Origin of the sequence: Brachybacterium paraconglomeratum (assembly GCF_003994255.1) — a bacterium.
GTDB classification, from domain to species: domain Bacteria; phylum Actinomycetota; class Actinomycetes; order Actinomycetales; family Dermabacteraceae; genus Brachybacterium; species Brachybacterium conglomeratum.
In genome coordinates, this window is record NZ_ML133851.1 from 226,254 (window position 1) to 246,836 (window position 20,583).

Below are 20,583 nucleotides of genomic sequence, written 5' to 3' on the forward strand. Positions count from 1 at the left end.
CGCTGGGGCGATGACCGACGACTCCCTGGATCCCGAGCTCATCGAGCTCGCCAATGCCCTGCTGGACGCCGCCCGGACGGGCGACGCCGAGACCGTGCGCGCCTTCCTCGACAACGGCGCGCCGGCGAACCTGCGCGACGCCTCCGGGAACTCCCCGCTCATGCTCGCCGCCTATCACGGGCACGCCGCGCTGGTGACCGAGCTCGCCGCCCGCGGCGCCGACGTGGACCTGCTCAACGACCGCGGCCAGTCCCCGCTCGCGGGCGCCGCCTTCAAGGGCTTCACCGAGGTGGCGACGGCGCTGCTCGAGGCCGGGGCGGACCCGGACCTCGGCGAGCCGAGCGGCCTGGCGACGGCGCGCTACTTCGAGCGGGCCGAGATCGTGGAGCTGATCGAGGCGCGCCGGGCCTGAGCCGACGGGGACGGGCTCAGGCGCTCGCGGGACGCAGCACCATCGCGACGTGCTCGATCCCGGCCTCGAGGAACACGTCGCTCACCGTCTCGAAGCCCATCGAGGCGTACCACGTCTCGAGATACGCCTGGGCGTCGAGGTGCACCTCGGCGCTCGGGGCGAGCTCCCCGGCCCGCTCGAGCGCGGCGACCATGAGGCGCCTGCCGTGGCCGCCGCGGCGGCGGTCCGCGCGCACCGCGACGCGGCCGATGCGGAGCGTGCCGTCGGCCTCCCGCAGCAGGCGCAGGTGCGCGATCGGCGCGCCCTCCTCCTCGAGCCACAGCAGCTCCGTGGTGGGCTCGAGCTCGCGCCCGTCGAGGTCCGCGTCGGTCGCGCCCTGCTCCATCGTGAACACGTCCTGGCGGAGCGTCGCCAGGAGGTAGAGGGTGCGGGCGGAGAGGTCGTCGAGGACGGCGCGGTGCAGGTCGGGCGCGGCGGCGGGCTGGTCGGGCATGGGCGTCAGGTTACTGCCGGACGGGCGCGGCGCGCGCCGCCGACCAGCCTCTCCATGGCCTCGCGCCAGTGCTCCACCATGATCGGCCCGCCGTGCCCCTCCTCCTCGACGACGATCAGCTCGCTGCCGGGCCAGGCGCGGTGCAGCTCCCAGGCGGTCAGCGCAGGTCCCGAGACGTCGCGGCGGCCGTGAATCAGCACGCCCGGAATGCCCTGCAGGCGGTGCATCCCTCCGAGCAGCCCCGAGCCCGGTGCCGCACCGAAGGGCACCGCCCAGTCGGCGACGAAGCCGTCGTGCGCCCAGACGTGGGTGACCTGCCGGGCGAAGCCGCGCTCGTACTCCGTGATCGGGGCGTCGCTCGGGGGCGCGGAGGGCTCGGACGGGCCGCCTCCGCCGATCGCGATGTGCGTGTCCTCCCAGGTCGTCCAGGCACGCACGGCGGCGTCGACGAGGTGGGGGTCCTCGGCGACGAGCATCCGCCGGTAGGCCTCGACCAGTCGCAGCCGCTGCGGGGAGCGGTCGCAGCGGTCGAAGCCTGCCCTCTCCTCGGCGAACGTGGCGAAGGCGTCCCATGCCTCAGGGTAGAGCGCGCCGACGCCCTCGGTGATCCAGTCGACCTCACGCCGGGAGGTGCTCGTGACCGCGAACAGGACGACGCCGAGGACCCGCTCGGGATGCGCCTGGGCGTAGGCGAGCGCGAGGGTGCTGCCCCAGGAGACGCCCTGCACGATCCAGGCGTCCACTCCGAGATGCTCGCGCAGCGCCTCGAGGTCGGCGACCAGGTGCGCGGTGGTCAGCGCGGAGAGGTCGACCGGGCCCGGAGCCCCGGCCGACGGGGTCGAGCGCCCCGACCCGCGCTGCGACAGGGCGATGATCCGGGCGCGATCCTCGGGCACGTTCCGGCGGTGTCCCGGCGTGAGCCGTCCCCCCGGTCCGCCGTGCAGGTAGAGGGTGGGCACACCGTCCGCGGTCCCTGCCTCGTCCCAGAAGATCCTGCTCCCGTCCTCCCGCTCGAGCATCCCTTCGGCAATCGTCAGAGGGAGCGGAGGAAGCGCGCAGCGGCTCATGGGGCCGATCCTAGTTCAGCTCGTCCCGCAGTCCCTGCAGAGCGATCTCGTCGTCCTCGGTGCCCATGTGCGGGGCGCTGAACCAGCGCATGTACTCCTCGACCTCGCTGAGCGTCCACTCGAGATCGAACAGCTCGCTCATCGCGGGGTCCGCTCCCCGCGCGTCGCGGAGCTTCGAGGACAGGGCGGCGAGGTCGCGCTCCAGGGGTGCCAGGGCGAGGGTCTCCCAGTCGACGAGGAGCAGCTCGTCGTCCGCCGTGAGCAGCTGATTGGCGTGATGGGGCTCCCCGTGGGTGGGAACCCTGCGGTGGGCGCGGGTGCTCTCGAGGGCGACGAGCTCGCGGTAGCGCACCTCGATCTCACGGATCCGCGGCGCCGCGCCGCGGAGCAGCGCGCGGGCCGTCTCCCCCATCGGTCCCGTGGTCCAGGCCGAGCCGGTCCGCTCCTCGAGCCGGGCGGCGAGACCGGGGCTTACGCGCGCGGCCCACGGACGGAGCACCTCCGGTGCCCGGGCCTCGTGGAGGCCGTCGAGCAGCGCGGAGACGCGCTGCGCATGCCCGGCGCCGCCGGCCTCGGCCTCCGTCGGCGTGCGGCCCTCGCGCCAGGGCGTGACGCTGAGCAGGGCTCCGTCGAGGCGGATCGTCACGCGTCCCTCCGCTCCGGCGCACGGAGCGAGCACCCCGGGCAGTCCTCCCGCCCGGAGCTCACGTGCGCCGAGATACGCGGCGGTGAAGCTGCCTGCCGAGCGTGTGGGGGATGGACGGTCGAGCGTCGCGAACAGCGTCGGTCCCTCGGGGCCGTCGATCCTCCAGTGGTGCGCCCCGAACCCGAGGGGCAGGTGGATCGCCTGCTCGGCCTCCGGCAGCCAGGTCCGACGCACGGCCTCCAGCACCTGGGCGGCGGTCGGACTCGCGGGGGCGGTGCGCATCGCGGTCCGCCTCAGACCGCGAGCGCCCAGGGCGCGGCGGGGTGCTCGCGGGTCCAGCCCGCGCGGCGGCTGCGGACCCGCTGGCAGCGCGGGCACCAGAACACCGTGCGCGCGGCGATCTCGCCCGAGCGCACCGTCGTCCCGCACAGCCGACAGGGCAGGGTCTGGCGGTGGTAGACGTAGAAGGACTCCTCGCGCGGCACGACGTCCGGGTCCTCGTCCCCGTTCTGGCGGGTGCCGCGGGAGCGCTCGACGATCCGCGCCTCGATCTGCCGGTGCTCGGGCTGGGTGGTGACGATCCGCCCCGTCCGCGCGCCGTAGGCCATCAGCGCGACCAGGTCCTCCCACATCTCCTCGCACATCCCGGCGGTGAGATCGCGGCCGGGCACGAAGGGATCCAGCCTCGCCCGGAACAGCAGCTCGGCGCGGTAGATGTTCCCGATCCCGGCGACGACCTTCTGGTCCATCAGCAGAGCGCCGATCGTGGTGCGGGAGCGCCGGATCCCCTCGACGAAGCGGCGTCGCGCGGAGCCGTCGGGGTCCGGGCGCAGCGGGTCCGGGCCGAGCCGGTCCAGCACCCGCTGCCGGCCCTCGGCGTCCAGCACCTCGCAGGCGGTGGGGCCGGTGAGGTCGGCGAGGCCGCGGGGGCCGGCGATCCGCAGCCGCACCGTCTCCCGCGGCACGATCCGCCGCCAGTCGACGGTGCCCTCGCTCTCCTCCTCCCGCTCGCCGACGCGCAGGCGCGGGGCGCCGATCGCGTGGGCGCCTGCGAAGCCGGGGTCGCCCGCGAAAGTCCAGGACCCGTACAGGCCCAGGTGCACGTGGACGTGCCGCACCGAGGGGTCCGCCGGGTCGACCTCGGCCGACGGCGCGAAGGGCAGGAAGAGGTGCTTGCCCACCGCCTCGGCGCCGAGCAGCACCTGGCCGTCGAGCCGTGCGGCGTCGGAGAAGCGTCCCTGGGGGCTGGAGGTGCGCACCCGCTGCCCGCCGAAGCCGCGCGCGAAGACGGCGGCGAGCCGATGGACGGTATGGCCCTCCGGCATCAGCGCGCGTCGGCGCCGGCGCCCTGATCCTCGCTGTAGCCGCCGGTGGTCTCGTAGCGGGCCACCAGGTCGATCCGGCGCTGGTGGCGCTCCTCGCCGGAGAACGGCTCGGCCAGGAACAGGTCGATCAGCGCCTCGAGCTCCTCCTCGGAGTGCTGGCGCGCGCCGACGGAGATCACGTTCGCATCGTTGTGCTCGCGGGCCAGGCGCGCGGTCTCCTCGTTCCACACCAGCGCGGCGCGGACGCCCTCGACCTTGTTCGCGGCGATCTGCTCGCCGTTGCCGGAGCCGCCGATGACGATGCCGAGGGAGCCGGGCTGCGCGACGACGGCCTCGCCCACGTCGGTGCAGAAGGGCGGGTAGTCGTCCAGGGCGTCGTACTCGTGGGCGCCATGGTCGGTGACCTCGTGCCCCTTCTTCTCCAGCTGGGCCACCAGACGGTTCTTCAGCTCGAAGCCGGCGTGGTCGGTACCGATGTGCACGCGCATGTCGTGGATGTCTTCCTGTCGTGGGGAGGGGCGAGGAGGCCCGTCGGGGACGGGCTGTGCAGTCAGCTGAGGTCGACGCCGCCGGAGCGGGAGCGCTTGAGCTCGTAGAAGCCGTCGATCGAGGCGAGCGTCGCGAGCGCGTCCAGCAGCTTCCCGGCGTCCTCGCCCCTCGGGGCCGGGGAGACGACAGGGCCGAAGTAGGCGGTGCCCTCGCCGAAGGAGATCACCGGGGTGCCCACGTCGTCGCCGACGCGGGAGGTGGCGCCCTCGTGCGAGGCGCGCAGCGCCGTGTCGATCTCGTCTCCGGCGACCGGCTCGTAGGTCTCGATCAGCTCGGCGGGCAGATCCGCGTCGGCGAGCGCGGCGACCGCGGTGGCGCGACGGTCCTCGTTCTGACCGCCCACGTGGTAGCGCTCGCCCCAGGCGGTGTACCAGCGGGAGAAGGCCTCGTTCCCCTCGGCCTCGCGGATCGCGATCGCCAGCCGGGCCGGGCCCCAGGAGTCATCGAGCATGGCGCGGTAGCCGGGATCGAGCTCGCGACCCTCGTTGAGGACGGACAGCGACATCACCGAATAGACCGGCTCGATCTCGCGCACCTCGGCGGCGTGCAGCAGCCAGCGGCTGGTCATCCAGGCGAAGGGGCAGACGGGGTCGACGAACAGCTCCACACGACGGGCGCTCACGGATTCTCCTCGGGTCGGGGACTGGCGAGCCCCCATTGTCGCACCGGCGCGCCCGCCGTGCGTCGACCGGCTCACGGGCGGGGGAAAACGCCTTGCCCCGCAGGGCCCGGACGGGTTGGATCGGACGAGTGCTCGACTCCTCCCCCGCCGCGGCCGCGGCGACCTCCTCCCCGGCGCGCCCCGTCCCCGGCGTGCTGCGCTCCATCGTGCGCACCCACCGTCGCACCCTCGCGCTCATCCTGCCGCTGGCGACCGTGTCCGAGGGCGTCGAGATGCTCATGCCGATCGTGCTGGGCCTCCTCATCGACCACGGCATCCTCGCCGGCGATCTGCGGCTGACGGTGCTGGGCGCGGCGGGGCTGATCCTGCTGCGCGTGCTGGGCGTGCTGCTGTGGGTGTGGACCTTCCTGCTCTCGCAGAAGGCGGTCATGTACGAGCGGCACCGGCTGCGGGTGGGCCTGACCGGTGCGGTGCTCGACCCGCGCTCGCGCACGGTGCGCCGCCCCGCCGGCGAGGTGCTCTCGATCGCGACGTCGGATGCAGACAAGGCCTCCGACGTGATGGACATGATCCCGTGGGTGGTCCCCTCGACCCTCGCGGTGCTGGGCGCGACCGTCTATCTCGCCGCGATGGACCTGTGGCTGGGACTCGCGATGGGGCTGGGCATCGTGGTGATGGTCGTGGTGATCCGCGTGATCACCCCGACCCTGTCCGCCCGCTACGACGACCAGCAGTCCCAGGCCGCGGAGGCCGCCGCGACCGCGACGGACCTCGTGCACGGGCTGCGGGTGCTGCAGGGCCTGGGCGTGCAGAGCCGGGCGCGGGCGACCTACCGCCGTCGCTCCCGCATCGCGCTGGACGCGGCGCTGGTCAACGCCCGCTACTCGGGTCTCTCCTCGGGTCTGACGACCCTGGTGACCGGGACGATGCTCGCGGCGGTCGTGATCCTCGCCTCGCTGCGCACCCTCGACGGCGCGCTGACCCTCGGCGTGCTGATCGCCGTGGTGGGCCTGGCCCGCTACGTGATGGGGATGCTGCAGGGCCTCTCCGGCGCCCCGGTGTGGTGGGCCGGCATGTCCACCTCCGCGCGCCGCGTGCGGGACCTGTACACGGACCTCGGCCGCACGGTCGACGACCCGGAGCTGACGCTGGACGTGCTCACCACGCAGCGCGACGAGCGCGGCAGCCGCGGAACGGGCCGGCGCGGCGCCGCGGGCGGCCTCCACCTGCCGCTGCTGTCCGTCGCCGACGGCGAGGTGGTGGCGCTGGCCTGCGCGGATCCGGCCGACGCCGCGGACGTGATCGACGCGGTCAGCGGCCGCGTCGACGGCGGCGCCCGCGTGGGCGAGGTGGCGATCACGCCCGAGGACCGGCTGGGCCTGCGGGCGGACCTGCTCGTCGAGCCGCACGTCGTGGACCTCTTCGACGGCACCCTGCGCGAGCAGCTCGCGACCCGTGCCCCCGAGCAGGGCCCCTCGCCCGAGACCGGCGACGACGGCTGGGCCGACGCGGCGCTGCACGCCGCCGGCGCCGAGGACCTGCTGCGGATCCTGCCCGAGGGCTACGACACCCGCATCCTGGACCGCGGCGCGAACCTCTCCGGCGGGCAGCGGCAGCGGATCGCGCTCGCCCGCGCCGTCGCCGCGGACGCGCCGGTGCTCGTGCTGCACGACCCGACCACCGCGGTCGACGCCGTCACCGAGCAGAACATCGCCGAGGCGCTGGTCGCCGCACGGCACCGCACCGACCGGGCGACCCTGCTGGTCACCCGCGCCCCGGCGCTGCTGCAGGCGGCGGACCGCGTCGTCTTCGTCCGCGACGGGCGGATCACCGCCGAGGGCGAGCACACGGATCTGATGGGACACGAGACGTACCGGGAGGTGGTGCGGCGATGAGCGCACCTCAGAAGGCCGGCCTGGACTGGGACCGGCCGCTCGAGGAGGTCCTCGGCGAGGACGCGACCGCGCGCCGTCAGCTGGCCGAGCATGCGCAGCTGCTGCCCATCGCGGGCCCCGGCGCCTCGATGCGCTTCATGCTCGCGCGGCTGCGGGAGCACTGGCTCTCGGCCACGGCCACGCTGCTGATCACCGTCGGCGGCGCGGTCGCCGCCGCGATCCTCCCCCGTCTGATCGGCTCCGCCGTGGACGTGGTCGCCGACGGCGGCTCGTCCGCCGAGGTGTGGTCGCTGGGGCTGCGGATCCTCGGGGTCGGGGTGCTCCAGGCGGTGCTGATGGCGGCGGGCTGGTCGATGATCTCCGCGCTCGGCCAGCGGATCCTCGCCGGGATGCGCGAGGACGTGATCGACCGCGCCCTGGACCTGCCCGCGCAGACCATGGAGCGCACCGGCATCGGCGACGCCCTCTCCCGCGTCGCCGACGACGTGGACGTCGCCGCCCGTGCGGTAAACAACCTCGTCCCGAACCTCATCCAGCTCGGATTCCTGGTGCTGATCACCCTGGGCGGCATGGCGATGCTCTCGCCGTGGCTGCTGCTCATGGTCATGATCATCGTGCCGATGTACGTGCTGGCCGCGACCTGGTACCTGCGCCGCACCGGCCCGATCTACCGCCGCGAGCGGATCGCGATGGGCGCCCGCGCCCAGGGCCTGCTCTCCGCCATCCACGGCATCCCCACCGTGCACGCCTACGGCATCGAGCGGCGCGAGACCCGCCACGTGGCCGTGCTCTCGGAGACCGCCGCGCTGCTGAACATGCGCGTGATGCACCTGGTGAGCCGGCTGGTGCTGGGCCTGAACGTGCCCGAGAACCTGGCGCTGGCGATGGTGATCGGGGTCGGCTTCGTGCTGGTGCAGACCGGTGCGGCGCCCGTCGGCCTGGTCACCGCGGCGGCCGTGTACCTGGTGACCCTGTTCTGGCCGATGATGGCGGTGATCTTCAACCTCGACGAGGTCCAGTCGGCGCTGGCGAGCCTGGCGAGGATGGTCGGGGTGATCACCTCGATCGACCCGGCGGTCTCGCCCGGCACCGAGGTGCCCCGCGACGCCTCGATCCGCCTCGAGCAGGTCTCCCACGCCTACGGCGAGGACGAGGACGGCAACGAGCGGATCGTGCTGCGGCCGCTGGACCTCGAGATCGCCCCCGGCGAGACCGTCTCGCTGGTGGGCGCCTCCGGCGCGGGCAAGTCGACCCTCGCCGCGATCATGGCCGGCACTCTCGTCCCCCGCCACGGCCGGGTGCTGCACGGCGGTGCGGATCTCGCGAGCGCGGATCTCGAGGCCGTCCGACGCCATGCCTCGATCGTCTCCCAGGACGTGCACGTCTTCCGCGGCACGCTGCGGGAGGACCTGCAGCTGGCCGCCCCCGACGCCTCCGACGAGCTGCTGCGCGTGGCGCTGGCCAGGGTGGAGGCGCTCACCTGGGTGGACCGGCTGCCGCAGGGCCTGGACACCGAGGTGGGCGAGAAGGGCGAGCGGCTCACCGCCGAGCAGTCCCAGCAGCTGGCCCTCGCCCGCGTCTCGCTGCAGGATCCCGCGGTGCTGATCCTCGACGAGGCCACGGCCGACGAGGGCTCCTCCGGGGCGCGGGTGCTCGAGCGCGCGGCGCTCGAGGTCGCCCGCGGCCGGACCACGATCATCGTCGCCCACCGCCTCTCGCAGGCGAAGGTCGCCGACCGGATCCTGGTGATGGCCGACGGCGCGGTCGTCGAGCAGGGCACCCACGACGAGCTCGTCGCCCGCGGCGGGGACTACGCCCGGCTGTGGGAGGCCTGGGCGGGCTGAGCCCTCCCGCGCCGGTCCTGCCGGGCATCCCCTGTCGGGACCGGCCCGGTCAGCGGCGACGCAGGACCAGCGCGCCCGCGGCGGCGAGGCCGAGACCGCCGACGCCCAGCACCCCGGGGCCGGCGAGGCGGCGCGCTGCTCGTCCTCGCGCTGCTGTGCCTCCTCGGCGCGGCGGGCCTGGCCTGGACCGCGCTGACCTGAGCCGACGCTCCGACTCGGCGCCCTCCGCGACGGCGTGCCGCCACCGGCTGAGATGACTACGAGGTAGGGTCGCCCCATACGCCTACCCCTCCACGGGCAGCGCAGCCCCGGCCCGGTGGCCGGTCGGTACGGGGCGTCCGCGGAGGCCGATCCGGCCGGGACCTCCACCATGTCTTCCACCCCGCGCTGGTCGCCCGGCGACCAGGTGACCTGGACCTACTACACCCCGCAGCACCCCACCCGCACCGTCCGCCCCGGCACCGTCGTGCTCGACGACGACCGCGGCGTGGTGGTGTGGATCGCCCCCGGCACCGAGGTGCTGCTGCCCGTGCTCGAGTCCGGGGCGGCGCTGCGCCGCGCCGGCGACGAGGGCATGTTCACCGCACCCCGCGTGCAGTCCAAGCAGCTCTGGACCGGCAACGGGATCCTCATGATCGGCCTGCCCGACAAGCCCTACTCGATCTGGCTGTTCTACAAGGACGACGGCTCGCTGGGCTGCTACTACGTCAACCTCGAGACCCCCTACGAGCGGACCGAGGAGGGCGTGCGCACCCGTGACCTGGTGCTCGACCTCGTGGTCCTGCCGCGCCGCGACTGGCACTACAAGGACGAGGACGAGCTCGAGGGCGCCGAGCGCACCGGCTACTTCAGCCCCGAGGAGGTCGAGGGGATCCGCGCCGCCGGCCGCGACGCCGAGCAGCACATCGCCGAGTGGACCTACCCCTTCTCCGCCGGCTACGAGTACTTCTTCCCGGACCCCACCTGGGAGCTGCCGCGGCTGCCCGAGCACTACAGCTGGGACCTGGACCTGACCCGACGCTGAGCGCAGGGGCCGGGCCCGGTGGCAGGATGGCCCCATGTCCTCAGAGAACCTCACCCGGGACGAGGCGCGCCGCCGCGCCTCCTTCCTCAGCACCGACGCCTACGAGATCCGGCTGGACCTCACCACCGACGAGCGGACCTTCCGCACGGAGACCGCGCTGCGCTTCGACGCCGCGGAGGCGCAGGAGACCTTCCTCGACCTGATCGCCGAGGAGGTCCACGAGATCGAGCTCAACGGGGAGCTCCTGCCCGATCCCGCCTCCCGCTTCGACGGCGCCCGCGTCCACCTGCCCGCCCTCGCCGAGGGCGCGAACACCGTGCGCGTCCTGGCCACCGGCCGGTACATGAACACCGGCGAGGGCCTGCACCGCTTCGTCGACCCCGTCGACGACGAGGTATACCTCTACACCCAGTTCGAGGTCTCCGACGCCCGGCGCATGTTCGCCTGCTTCGAGCAGCCCGACCTCAAGGCGACGTACCAGCTCACCGTCACTGCGCCCGACCACTGGCGCGTCATCTCCAACTCCCCCACGCCGGAGCCGTCGGCCGCAGGCGAGGGCACGGCGACCTGGGCCTTCTCCCCCACCGAGCGGATCTCCACCTATCTCGTCGCGCTGATCGCCGGCAACTACCAGGGCGGGACCGGCGAGGTCACCGCGCGCGACGGCCGCACGATCCCGATGGGCGTCTTCGCCCGTGCCTCGCTCGCAGACCACGTCGACGCCCAGGACGTCATCGACGTGACCCGCGCCGGGATCGAGTTCTACGAGGAGGCCTTCGACCAGGACTTCCCGTTCCGCAAGTACGACCAGGTCTTCGTGCCCGAGTACAACATGGGCGCGATGGAGAACCCCGGCGCGATCACCTACGTCGAGTCCTACGTCTTCCGCTCCGACGTCGCCGACGCGGTGCGCGAGCGGCGCGACCTCACCATCCTCCACGAGCTCGCCCACATGTGGTTCGGGGACCTGGTGACCATGCGCTGGTGGGACGACCTGTGGCTGAACGAGTCCTTCGCCGAGTACGCCTCCACCCTCGCCAGCGCCGAGGTGACCCACTGGGACGACGCCTGGACCACCTTCGCGCTGTCGGAGAAGAGCTGGGCCTACCAGCAGGACCAGCTGCCCTCCACCCACCCGATCGTCGCCGACATGGTCGACCTCGAGGCCGTCGAGACGAACTTCGACGGCATCACCTACGCCAAGGGCGCCTCCGTGCTGCGCCAGCTGGTCGCCTACGTCGGCCGGGAGGAGTTCTTCGCCGGCGTGCGCGCCTACTTCGCGAAGCATGCCTGGGGGAACACCGAGCTGAGCGATCTGCTCACCGAGCTCGAGGCCACCAGCGGCCGCAACCTGGCCCGCTGGGCGCAGCTGTGGCTGCAGCGCTCCGGGGTCAACACCCTCGCCCCCGTGATCGAGCACGACGCCGACGGCGCCGTCTCCCGCTTCGCGATCCGGCAGACCGCCCCGGCGGAGCACCCTGTGCTGCGCCCGCACCGTCTGCAGGTGGGCGGCTTCTCCCTGCAGGACGGGAAGCTGGTGCGCACCGAGACGCTCGAGCTCGACGTCGACGGGGAGCTCACCGAGGTGCCCGAGCTCGCCGGGCGCCGCGCCGACCTCTGGCTGCTCAACGACGGCGACCTGACCTACACGAAGGTGCGCCTGGACGCCGACTCCCTCGCCGTCGCGATGGAGCACCTGCGCGATCTCGAGGACCCGCTGGCTCGCACCCTGCTGTGGTCCGCCGCCTGGGACATGGTGCGCGACGCCGAGCTGCCCAGCCGCCGCTTCCAGCAGCTGGTGCTCGCGAACCTCACCGGGGAGAGCTCCTCCTCCGTGGTCCGCACCCTGCTCCAGCAGCTCGAGTCCGTCGCGGGCCCCTACGCCGCCGCGGAGGAGCGCGCCGGCCGCACCGAGCAGGCGGCCGACGCCGTCTGGGCCCTCGCCCAGGAGGCCGAGGCCGGCTCCGACACGCAGCTGCAGCTGCTGGAGAGCTTCGCGCGCCTGGCCCGCACCACCGAGCACCGCAGCACCCTCGAGGGGCTGCTCGGCGGCGGCATCGCCCTGCCCGGCCGCGAGATCGACACCGATCTGCGCTGGAAGCTCGTGATCTCCCTGGCCGTGCTCGGCGGGATCGACGCCGCCGGCATCGACGAGCAGCTCGCGGCCGACGACACCCAGTCCGGCCGCAAGCACGCCCTCACCGCCCGTGCCGCGCTGCCCACCGAGGTCGCCAAGGCCAAGGCATGGCGCCGCACGGTCGAGAAGGACACGCTGGCCAACGAGTCGGTCACCGCGGTGGTGCAGGGCTTCCGCCGCGTCACCGACGAGACGCTGATCGCCCCGTACCGTCCGCGCTACTTCGAGGAGATCTCCCGGATCTGGGCGGAGCGCTCCAACGAGATCGCGACCCGCCTGGTCTCCGGCTACTTCCCGCACTCCTACGGCGGGCAGGGCGTGCTCGACGCCGCGGACCAGTGGCTCGCCGACTCCGAGGACGCACCCTTCGGCCTGCGCCGCATCATCATCGAGGGCCGCGACACCGTCGCCCGCCAGGAGCGGGTGCGCGCCGCGGACGTCGAGTGAGCCGACGGTGACGAGCCTCGCCCCGTCCGGGCCATGACGGCCCCGGCGGGGCGAGGATATCGTCGAGGACATGCCTGACGACTTCCCTCCCGATCTCGGTCCCCTGCTCGCGACACCCTCCACCGACGAGGCGCTGGGCCTCGCCGATCAGCTGCTCCAGTGGCTCGCCACCAGCGGCGTGAAGATCGTCGTGATCCTCGTGGCGGCCACCGTCCTCAGTCTGGTGGCCGGCTGGCTGCTGCGCCGCTTCTTCACCACGATGGTGCAGTCCGGCTCCAAGATCTCCACCGTGGCGGGCACCGTGATCAAGCGCGATCCCCGCTCGCAGAAGGCTGCCCAGGCACGTCGCGAGCAGCGCGCCGAGACCCTCTCGAACGTGGCCCGGAACGTGGCCCGCGCCGTGATCTGGGCGATCGCGTTCATGATGATCCTCTCCGAGATCGGCGTGAACATCGCCCCGGTCATCGCGAGCCTCGGCGTGGTCGGCCTCGCCGCCGGCATCGGCGCGCAGACGATCATCAAGGACGTCGTCGCGGGCATCGTGATGCTCTTCGAGGACATCGTCGCCGTCGGCGACTGGGTGGACCTCGAGTACGCCGAGGGCACCGTCGAGTCGATCAACCTGCGCGCCACCCAGGTGCGCGGCGTGGACGGCGTGCTGTGGACGGTGCGCAACGGCGAGATCATCCGCGTGGGCAACTACGCGCGCGGCTTCTCCAACGCCGTGGTCACCCTCGACATCGACGCCGGCGCCGACGACGAGACGGTCACGAGGATCCTCGAGCAGGTCACCGCCGATCTCAAGTCCGACCCGAAGTGGAAGGAGCTGATCCTCGCCCCGGCGGACATCAGCGGCATCCTCGACGTCGACGGCAACCGCTACCAGCGCCGCGTCGTGGTGCAGACCGTCCCCGGTCAGCAGTGGGGCGTCGAACGGGAGCTGCGGGCACGGATCCGTGCCGGCTTCGCCTCCGCCCACGTCGCCTTCGCCCTGCCTCGCTTCGTCGAAGCGGGTAAGTGACCCCCACCCGCCCCCGAAGAGACGGAGCATGACCATGACCACTCCCGCAGGCCACTCGCCCGAGCAGCAGAGCTTCTACGACGCCGTCGGCGGCGCGCCGACCTTCGCCCGGCTCGTCGAGCGGTTCTACGAGGGCGTCGCCGAGGACCCGCTGCTGCGCCCGATGTACCCCGAGGAGGACCTCACCGGAGCGAAGCACCGCCTGGAGACCTTCCTCGCCCAGTACTGGGGCGGGCCGAAGACCTACGGCGCCGAGCGCGGGCATCCGCGGCTGCGGATCCGCCACGCCCCCTTCCCCGTCTCGCCCTCGGCGCGGGACGCCTGGCTCCGCCACATGCGCGTGGCCGTCGACGAGCTCGAGCTCGCGCCGCTGCACGAGCAGACCCTGTGGGACTACCTCGAACGGGCCGCCCACTCGATGCTCAACACCGTCGACGGCGGCGAGGCGCCCGCGGCCGGGCAGCAGGTCCCCGACCGGCTCGCCTGAGAACGGTCGATGGTTTGCTTTCCCCCCCCCGGCCTATGAGAGCGTCTGGGAACAGCATTCTTCATGAGAATCAGAGGGCCACTTGAACACCCGCAATGCTGCAAAAGCGACCACACTGGTTGCGACCGCAATTCTTGCAATGACCGTCGGTCTCACGTCAGCCCATGCCGACACCAGCAAAGCTGCAACAGCGAATCCCATCGAGTCGACGTCGGCAACTGATTCATATCAGCAGTCTCTTACCGCAGAAGATGGCACCGTGGTCACCTTCACGCTCGACCCAGCCGCACAGACATTGACCGTCACCAATACTCGGGGAGATCGAGAAGTGGTGACAGTCCCCTAAGACGTCCTGAGGGACCTCGCCTCGGACGCGGCCGCTGCCACGCCGGGCGCGATCTCACCCCAGCGAGTGAGCGTCGAGACATGCAAGAACATTCTCTCCGACGCAGGGTATGCCAATGGCATCGTGTGGACACTTGCGACGATCGCTGCCGCACCGACTCTTGCAGGATCGCTCGTCGGGGCGGGAGCGCGCGTCATCACCTCAGCGATGATCACGGAAGCGGGACGTCTCTGCAAATGAATGAATCCACCCCTGCCCGACAGGGTCAGCATACCGATAGGCGCCACCGTCTCGAACGGTGGTGGGCCGGACTCTCTCGGGCCAAAAGATTCCCGGTGATCGCGGCGTTGATCTTCATCCCTCTGGGACTGATCTCCACCGTGAGCTTCTGCCAGCTGATCCGCGATCCGAGCCTGGCGCCCGGATTTCAGTGGTCCGCGGCACTCCAGCTGGCGACGGGCGTGGCGTGCATCTTCTGGTACCGCTCGCCTGCCAAGAGCAGGCGAGCGGTGCTCGCACATACCGCACTCGGCGTGGCACTTCTTCTGAGCACCGGCTTCGCGCTGTACATAGGGATGCAGGCGCTGCGCGCGCAGGTTCTCGGTGTGGGCCTGCTGCAGGCTGCGGGGCTCTGATAGGTGGCCTCCACCGAAGTCAGTCCCGGAAGGTCAGCGGCTCGTCCGTGAAGGCGCGCAGCGACTCGCGGGCCTCCTGCTCGAGGCGGACCGGGGAGCCGGTCTCCGCGTCCACCAGCACCATGACGGTGCGGGCGCGGGCGTAGGGCGCCCTCCCCTCGGGGTCGTCGCGGGTGAGGACGAGATAGTCCGCGGTCAGGCTCGCCCCGCCGATCCGGGAGAGCCACAGCCGCACCACCACGCCGTCGCGGCGGTGGCCGAGCTGACGGACGTACTCGATGCGCTGAGAAGCGATGACCGTGGCGATGTCCGTGTCCTCGGTACCGGCGCCGCTGACCGGCAGGGCGGCTGGCGGCTGCTGCGCCCCGAGCGCGAGCTGATCGGGCGCGGGCTGCCAGAAGGCCGCGATGCGGGCCTCCTCGAGCAGGCGCACCATGGCGGCGTTGTTCACGTGCCCGTAGGCGTCGAGGTCGGTCCAGCGCACGGGGACGGGCACGTCCAGCGGTGCGGGGTGCTCGGGTGTGGCGTCGGTGGTGATCGAGAACTGCATGATGCTCATGCTAGTTCGCCGGACCGGCACGGCCTGACCAGTACGATCGGGGCATGACCGCCTCGAACCCCGACCACGCGCGCATCGCCGCGGGCCTCGTCGACCTGCTGGACCTCCGTCCCGTCGATGCCGCGGGGGCGGCATCCTCCCCCACCGCCATCGCCGTCTACGAGGGGGACTCCTCCCCGCAGCCCGGCGGTCACGTCTTCGGCGGCCAGGTGATGGGCCAGGCCGTCACTGCGGTGGGCCGCACCGTCCCGGAGGGCCGTCGGATCCATTCGATGTACTCCTACTTCCTCGCCCCGGGCGATCCCGCGCACCCGATCCGCTTCGAGGTCGACGCGCTGCGCGACGGCGGCTCCTTCTCCGTCCGGCGCGTGCTCGCGACCCAGCCCGGCCGCACCGAGGAGGAGGGCGAGCGCACGATCCTCGCCATGACCGCCTCGTTCCAGGAGGAGCAGGAGGGGCTCGAGCACGCCGAGCACGCCCCCGAGGCCCCGGACCCCGAGGGGCTGCCGACGACCGCCGAGGTGCTCGCGGGCATCGAGCACCCGGTCGCCGAGTACTGGTCCACGCAGCGGCCGATCGACATCCGCCACGTCACCGACCCGATCTACCTGCGGCCCGACGCGAACGCCGGCACGATCGACGCGCAGATGGTGTGGATGCGCACCCTCGCCCCGGTGGACGCGGACCCGCTGCTGCACGACGCGATCCTCGCCTTCGCCAGCGACTACACACCCTTCGAGCCGATCCTGCGCAAGCAGGGCCTGAGCTGGATGACGCCCGGCCTGAAGATGGCGACCATCGATCACGCGATCTGGTGGCACCGCCACGTGCGGGCCGACGAGTGGCTGCTGTACGTCCAGCGCTCCCCCTCCGCCTCGGGCGGGCGCGGTCTCACCCACGGGCAGATCTTCGACCGGTCCGGGGAGCTCGTCGCGACGGTCACGCAGGAGGGCATGATCCGCGCGCCGCGCCGCGGCTGATCCGCCGGGGCTGATCGGGCGGGGTCGTGATCCGGCGGGACTGTGATCCGGCGCGGCCGCCGCCGGTCAGGACATGACCGTGCGGGCGGCCTCCTGGGCGCGGGGCAGCGCCTCCTCCGCCGTGGTGTCGCCACGGAACACCTCGGCGATGATCGCGAGGGCCTCGCCGGTCGCCTCCGCGGAGCGGGCCCCGTGCTCGGGGAGGGCCGGGTCCTGCGGCACCTCCACCGCGGAGACGTCCACGCCGACGCCCGCCCAGCTCTCCTCCCACGCGCCGCGCAGGTCGCGGTGCGCGGGGATCCCGAGGCGGTTCTCGGCCAGCGGGCGCTGGCCCTCGACCGAGCCGAGCCAGCCCAGCAGCCTCCCGATCGCCGCGGCGCGGTCCTCGTCGTCGGGATCGACGCCGGCGGCCGCGACGGAGTGCACCAGCGGACGGGCGCCCTCGGGCCCCGCGACCACCGGGTGCAGGGTCCACTCGAAGGCGCCGTCGATCTCCTCGGCCAGGGTGTGGAGGTCGTAGGTGCCGGTCTGCAGCAGCCCCAGCCGCCCGCCGACGAAGAGGTCCAGGCAGCGGCCGGGCTCCTCGACGGTCTCGGCCGCGGCGGGCGCGAGATGGGAGGAGGCGAGGTCGGCGAGGTACTGGATCGCGGCGACGCCCTGCTCGGTGGCGAGGGTGACGGCGCCCTCCTCGTCCTGCCAGGCCCCGCCCTGCCCGGCGAGGAACGGGCCGAGCACCGAGGAGCGGTCGGGATGGGCGCTGAAGCCGTGGGTGGTGCGGGCGGCGGGGTCGAAGCCCTCGTCGCCGGGATGGCGGCCCTCCCCGTCGGCGGTGAGGGCGGTGGCGAGCTCCCGCAGCGGATCGGAGCCCGCGCCGGGGTCGAAGACCAGCGCGGAGGCGTCCCCGCCCGCGGCGGCGACGAGGCCCTGGTTCGCGATCAGCAGGCTCTGGTCGTAGTACTGGGGCACGCCCCACAGCGTCTCGTCGATCCGGTGGAGGTCGGTGGCGACCTGCTCCCAGGCGGAGCTGTCGCCCCCGACGATCTCGCCGACGTCCAGCAGCACCTCTGCGGCCTGGGTCTCGGCGAGATGGGCGGTGTTCATCCACAGCACGTCGGGCAGGGTGCCGCCGGCGACGTCGAGCGGCAGCTGGGTCCAGTAGTCGTCCCAGCTCAGCACCTCGAGCTCGACCTCGATGCCGCTGTCCGCGGTAAACGCGGCCAGCGACTCCTCGTAGGCGGCGCCGGCCGCCTCGCTCCACACGCGCATCCGCAGCCGGTCGCCGTCCTCGAGCTCGGCAGGGGCGCCGCGGGAGCAGCCGGAGAGGGCCCCGACCCCGACCAGTCCCGTCGCGGCGGCGGTGAGCAGGAGCTGTCGACGGGTCGGCACGGGTTCGAGGCCTCTCTGACGGGTGCGTCGGGCGGTGAGCCTCAGGCGGTGGTCACCAGCCCGAGCTCGGCGCGGGAGGACAGCACCGGATGCTGCGGGGTGACCCGCACGGTGCAGCCCACCCGGCCGGGGACGGCGAGGGCGAAGCGAGCGGCGAAGCGCCCGTCGTCCCCGCGTCGCAGCGGGATCAGCTGCGGATCGATGATCTCATCCCCGTCGGCGACCTCTCCCAGGACCGCCTCGACCAGCACGTCCTCGTCCGCGAGGCCGGCGAGGTCGACCTCGGCCGAGAGGGTGACCTCGGCGCCGGTCGCCACCCGGTCCTCGGTCGTGCCCTCGAGGCGCACATCGCGCACGGCGATCTGCGACCACACCTGGCCCACACGGGCCTTCCACTCGGTGAACGCCCCGGCCAGCACGGGATCCGCAGCGAAGGCGCCCGCGGCGCGGGAGGCCGGGAGGTAGAGCTCGGTGACGTAGTCGCGCACCATGCGGGCGGCGGTGATCTGCGGGGCGATCCGCACCAGGGAGGAGCGGACCTTCGTCATCCAGCCGCGCTGCATCCCGCGCGCGTCGCGCTCGTAGAACAGCGGCGCGATCTCCTGCTCGAGGATCTCGTACAGCGCCCCGGCCTCGATCCGGTCGCGCTCGACCTGGTCGGCGACGTCCGCGGTCGGGATCGTCCACCCGGCCGCGTCGTCCTTCATCTCGTCCCACCAGCCGTCGGAGATCGAGAAGGTCAGACCGCCGTTGAGCACGGCCTTCATGCCCGAGGTGCCGGAGGCCTCCTCGGGACGGACGGGGTTGTTCAGCCACACGTCGGCGCCGGCGATCAGCACCGAGGCCATGCGGATGTCGTAGTCGGGCAGGAAGACGATCCGGTGGCGCACGCCGTGGTCGTCGGCGAACTGCACCAGCTGCTGGAGGAACTCCTTGCCGGGGCGGTCGGCCGGGTGGGACTTGCCGGCCACGACGATCTGGACCGGGCGCTCCTCGTCCAGCAGGATCCGCTTGAGACGCTCGGGATCGGAGAGCATCAGCGTCAGCCGCTTGTAGGTCGAGACGCGGCGGGCGAAGCCGATGGTCAGGACGCCCGGGTCGAGGATGTGGTCGGTCCAGGCGAGCTCGGCCTCGTCGGCCCCGCGGCGCAGCCAGGAGTCCTTCACGTGCTTGCGCGCCATCGCCACGAGGTCTGCGCGCAGCGCGTCCCGGGTGGAGGTGAGCTCGTGGTCGGTGAGGGCCGACAGCGCGCTCCAGTCCGACATGGAGGAGATGTCGACGTCGCCGAGCGCCTTCTTGTACAGGTCGTCCATGTGGGCGGAGGTCCAGGTGCGGCGGTGCACGCCGTTGGTGACCGAGCCGATCGGGACCTCGGGCACGTCGAAGCCCGGATACAGGTTCTGGAACATCCCGCGGGAGACGGCGCCGTGGAGCTTCGCGACGCCGTTGGAGCGCTGGGCGATGCGGAAGCCGAGCTGGGCCATGTTGAAGATGTCGCCGCCCTCCTCGATGCCGAGCGCGAGCGCGGCCTCGACCGGGAGGGAGGGGATCAGGCGGGAGAGCCCGTTCTCGTCGGCGTCGAGGTAGCCGCGCAGCTGCGAGGCGTCGAAGCGGTCGATGCCGGCGGGGACCGGGGTGTGGGTGGTGAAGACGGTGCCGGCGCGCACCTCGGCGACGGCCTCGGAGAACCCGGCGCCGCCCTCGATCAGGCGACCCACGCGCTCCAGCCCGGAGAACCCGGCGTGGCCCTCGTTGAGGTGGAAGACGGTGGGGGCCGGTCCGCCGGTGACGCGGGCGTACTCCTGCACGGCGCGGACGCCGCCGATGCCCAGGACGATCTCCTGGACGATGCGGTGCTCGTGGTCGCCGCCGTAGAGGCGGTCGGTGATCTGGCGGGCGGACTCGTCGTTGCCCTCGACGTTCGTGTCCAGCAGCAGCAGCGCGACCCGGCCCACCTGGGCCTTCCACACGGCGATCTCGACGTCACGGCCGCCCGGGAGGGTGACGCGGACGGTGAGCTGGGTGCCGTCCTGCTCGAGGACGGGCTCGACGGGGAGGTCGGCGGGGTCGTTGAGGCGGTACTCCTCCTGCTGCCAGCCGCTGCGGTCCAGGGACTGGGAGAAGTAGCCCCACTGGTAGAGCAGGCCGATGGCGGTCAGGGGGACGCCGAGGTCCGAGGCGGACTTCAGGTGGTCGCCGGCGAGGATGCCGAGGCCGCCGGAGTAGATCGGCAGGGTGGGGGTGATCCCGAACTCCATGGAGAAGTACGCGATCGAGGAGCCCTGGCCGGTGCCCTGCTCGCCCGGGACGGTGCGCTGGAACCAACGACCGGAGTCGAGATAGGTGCGCAGGTCCCCGACCTCGGAGCGCATCCGTGCGAGGAAGGACTCGTCCCGCGCCGCCTCGGCCAGGCGCCCGGCGGGCACCATGGGCAGCATCGCGAAGGGGTTCTCGCCGCTGTCGACGAAGACCTGCGGATCCAGGCTGCGGAACAGGTCGACGGTCTGTCGACGCCAGGACCAGCGCAGGTTCAGCGCGAGATCGCGCAGGGGGGCGAGGGCGTCCGGGAGCTCGGAGGCGACGGTGATCGTGGAGATCGGCTTCATGGCCCCCAAGATACCTGAGCCGGGCCTTCTTCTTGCAGTGGACTTGCGTGTCGGATCACCGAAGTCCGAGGGAATTTCTGGACCTTCACCAGCGCTGTTGGA

General features: G+C 72.6%; 18 protein-coding genes. 9 read left to right on the forward strand and 9 right to left on the reverse strand.

Annotation, left to right across the window (positions count from 1 at the left end; all coding sequences use genetic code 11):
- Positions 1-10 precede the first annotated feature (10 nt).
- Positions 11-412: an ankyrin repeat domain-containing protein gene (locus DS079_RS01055; RefSeq protein WP_126984462.1), complete on the forward strand. Its 402-nt coding sequence runs from the start codon at positions 11-13 to the stop codon at positions 410-412.
- Between the two features lie 16 nt (positions 413-428).
- Here the strand turns inward: DS079_RS01055 and DS079_RS01060 are convergent, their stop codons facing one another.
- From DS079_RS01060 to DS079_RS01085, 6 genes are all read right to left on the reverse strand, one after another.
- Positions 429-905: a GNAT family N-acetyltransferase gene (locus DS079_RS01060; protein WP_126984463.1), complete on the reverse strand. Its 477-nt coding sequence runs from the start codon at positions 903-905 to the stop codon at positions 429-431.
- Between the two features lie 5 nt (positions 906-910).
- Positions 911-1,972: an alpha/beta fold hydrolase gene (locus tag DS079_RS01065; RefSeq protein WP_126984464.1), complete on the reverse strand. Its 1,062-nt coding sequence runs from the start codon at positions 1,970-1,972 to the stop codon at positions 911-913.
- Between the two features lie 10 nt (positions 1,973-1,982).
- Entirely contained in the window at positions 1,983-2,900 is a 918-nt protein-coding gene (locus tag DS079_RS01070) for a phosphotransferase (protein ID WP_126984465.1), read from the reverse strand.
- Positions 2,901-2,911: 11 nt separating this feature from the next.
- The gene (locus DS079_RS01075) at positions 2,912-3,943 is read right to left on the reverse strand and encodes an Fpg/Nei family DNA glycosylase (protein WP_126984466.1); all 1,032 of its coding nucleotides are present in this window, start codon (positions 3,941-3,943) and stop codon (positions 2,912-2,914) included.
- Positions 3,943-4,431: a ribose-5-phosphate isomerase gene (locus DS079_RS01080; protein WP_126984467.1), complete on the reverse strand. Its 489-nt coding sequence runs from the start codon at positions 4,429-4,431 to the stop codon at positions 3,943-3,945. The genes DS079_RS01075 and DS079_RS01080 overlap by 1 nt, the downstream gene beginning before the upstream one ends.
- Positions 4,432-4,493: 62 nt before the next feature.
- Positions 4,494-5,114 (reverse strand): mycothiol-dependent nitroreductase Rv2466c family protein, encoded by a 621-nt coding sequence (locus DS079_RS01085; RefSeq protein ID WP_126984468.1) that lies wholly within the window; start codon positions 5,112-5,114, stop codon positions 4,494-4,496.
- A gap of 128 nt (positions 5,115-5,242) precedes the next feature.
- On the opposite strand from DS079_RS01085, the gene DS079_RS01090 reads away from it, so the two are divergent.
- The 7 genes from DS079_RS01090 to DS079_RS01125 all read left to right on the forward strand — a co-directional run bounded on the left by DS079_RS01090 (position 5,243) and on the right by DS079_RS01125 (position 14,950).
- A complete protein-coding gene (locus tag DS079_RS01090) occupies positions 5,243-7,009 on the forward strand; it encodes an ABC transporter transmembrane domain-containing protein (RefSeq protein WP_126984469.1) in 1,767 nt (588 codons plus the stop codon).
- The gene (locus DS079_RS01095) at positions 7,006-8,853 is read left to right on the forward strand and encodes an ABC transporter ATP-binding protein (RefSeq protein WP_126984470.1); all 1,848 of its coding nucleotides are present in this window, start codon (positions 7,006-7,008) and stop codon (positions 8,851-8,853) included. Before DS079_RS01090 ends, DS079_RS01095 begins: the two co-directional genes overlap by 4 nt.
- 370 nt (positions 8,854-9,223) lie before the next feature.
- Positions 9,224-9,877 (forward strand): ribonuclease FAU-1 family protein, encoded by a 654-nt coding sequence (locus DS079_RS01100; RefSeq protein WP_164736058.1) that lies wholly within the window; start codon positions 9,224-9,226, stop codon positions 9,875-9,877.
- 34 nt (positions 9,878-9,911) lie between these two features.
- The gene (gene pepN, locus DS079_RS01105; RefSeq protein WP_126984472.1) at positions 9,912-12,461 is read left to right on the forward strand and encodes an aminopeptidase N; all 2,550 of its coding nucleotides are present in this window, start codon (positions 9,912-9,914) and stop codon (positions 12,459-12,461) included.
- Positions 12,462-12,531: 70 nt separating this feature from the next.
- The gene (locus DS079_RS01110) at positions 12,532-13,482 is read left to right on the forward strand and encodes a mechanosensitive ion channel family protein (protein ID WP_126984473.1); all 951 of its coding nucleotides are present in this window, start codon (positions 12,532-12,534) and stop codon (positions 13,480-13,482) included.
- Positions 13,483-13,516: 34 nt separating this feature from the next.
- Positions 13,517-13,969, forward strand: a complete 453-nt coding sequence (locus DS079_RS01115; RefSeq protein ID WP_126984474.1) for a globin — start codon at positions 13,517-13,519, stop codon at positions 13,967-13,969.
- A 681-nt stretch (positions 13,970-14,650) separates the two neighbouring features.
- Complete coding sequence (locus DS079_RS01125) at positions 14,651-14,950, forward strand: hypothetical protein (RefSeq protein ID WP_126984476.1); 300 nt, start codon at positions 14,651-14,653, stop codon at positions 14,948-14,950.
- Positions 14,951-14,969: 19 nt separating this feature from the next.
- Here DS079_RS01125 and DS079_RS01130 read toward each other — a convergent pair whose 3' ends face one another.
- Complete coding sequence (locus DS079_RS01130) at positions 14,970-15,500, reverse strand: acyl-CoA thioesterase (protein ID WP_126984477.1); 531 nt, start codon at positions 15,498-15,500, stop codon at positions 14,970-14,972.
- A 53-nt stretch (positions 15,501-15,553) separates the two neighbouring features.
- On the opposite strand from DS079_RS01130, the gene DS079_RS01135 reads away from it, so the two are divergent.
- Positions 15,554-16,489: an acyl-CoA thioesterase gene (locus DS079_RS01135; protein WP_126984478.1), complete on the forward strand. Its 936-nt coding sequence runs from the start codon at positions 15,554-15,556 to the stop codon at positions 16,487-16,489.
- A gap of 66 nt (positions 16,490-16,555) precedes the next feature.
- On the opposite strand, the gene DS079_RS01140 is transcribed toward DS079_RS01135, so the two are convergent.
- Together DS079_RS01140 and glgP are read right to left on the reverse strand one after the other, a co-directional pair.
- The gene (locus DS079_RS01140) at positions 16,556-17,875 is read right to left on the reverse strand and encodes an extracellular solute-binding protein (RefSeq protein ID WP_126984479.1); all 1,320 of its coding nucleotides are present in this window, start codon (positions 17,873-17,875) and stop codon (positions 16,556-16,558) included.
- Positions 17,876-17,916: 41 nt separating this feature from the next.
- Positions 17,917-20,481: an alpha-glucan family phosphorylase gene (gene glgP / locus DS079_RS01145; protein ID WP_126984480.1), complete on the reverse strand. Its 2,565-nt coding sequence runs from the start codon at positions 20,479-20,481 to the stop codon at positions 17,917-17,919.
- Positions 20,482-20,583 lie beyond the last annotated feature (102 nt).

Excerpts from the sequence above, each read along its gene's own strand:
- DS079_RS01080 (WP_126984467.1), bottom strand. The coding sequence starts at position 4,431 with ATGCGCGTGCACATCGGTACCGACCACGCCGGCTTCGAGCTGAAGAAC.
- DS079_RS01055 (WP_126984462.1), top strand. The coding sequence starts at position 11 with ATGACCGACGACTCCCTGGATCCCGAGCTCATCGAGCTCGCCAATGCC.
- DS079_RS01075 (WP_126984466.1), bottom strand. The coding sequence starts at position 3,943 with ATGCCGGAGGGCCATACCGTCCATCGGCTCGCCGCCGTCTTCGCGCGC.
- DS079_RS01100 (WP_164736058.1), top strand. The coding sequence starts at position 9,224 with ATGTCTTCCACCCCGCGCTGGTCGCCCGGCGACCAGGTGACCTGGACC.
- DS079_RS01135 (WP_126984478.1), top strand. The coding sequence starts at position 15,554 with ATGACCGCCTCGAACCCCGACCACGCGCGCATCGCCGCGGGCCTCGTC.
- DS079_RS01115 (WP_126984474.1), top strand. The coding sequence starts at position 13,517 with ATGACCACTCCCGCAGGCCACTCGCCCGAGCAGCAGAGCTTCTACGAC.
- glgP (WP_126984480.1), bottom strand. The coding sequence starts at position 20,481 with ATGAAGCCGATCTCCACGATCACCGTCGCCTCCGAGCTCCCGGACGCC.
- DS079_RS01060 (WP_126984463.1), bottom strand. The coding sequence starts at position 905 with ATGCCCGACCAGCCCGCCGCCGCGCCCGACCTGCACCGCGCCGTCCTC.
- pepN (WP_126984472.1), top strand. The coding sequence starts at position 9,912 with ATGTCCTCAGAGAACCTCACCCGGGACGAGGCGCGCCGCCGCGCCTCC.
- DS079_RS01095 (WP_126984470.1), top strand. The coding sequence starts at position 7,006 with ATGAGCGCACCTCAGAAGGCCGGCCTGGACTGGGACCGGCCGCTCGAG.
- DS079_RS01070 (WP_126984465.1), bottom strand. The coding sequence starts at position 2,900 with ATGCGCACCGCCCCCGCGAGTCCGACCGCCGCCCAGGTGCTGGAGGCC.
- DS079_RS01065 (WP_126984464.1), bottom strand. The coding sequence starts at position 1,972 with ATGAGCCGCTGCGCGCTTCCTCCGCTCCCTCTGACGATTGCCGAAGGG.
- DS079_RS01110 (WP_126984473.1), top strand. The coding sequence starts at position 12,532 with ATGCCTGACGACTTCCCTCCCGATCTCGGTCCCCTGCTCGCGACACCC.
- DS079_RS01130 (WP_126984477.1), bottom strand. The coding sequence starts at position 15,500 with ATGCAGTTCTCGATCACCACCGACGCCACACCCGAGCACCCCGCACCG.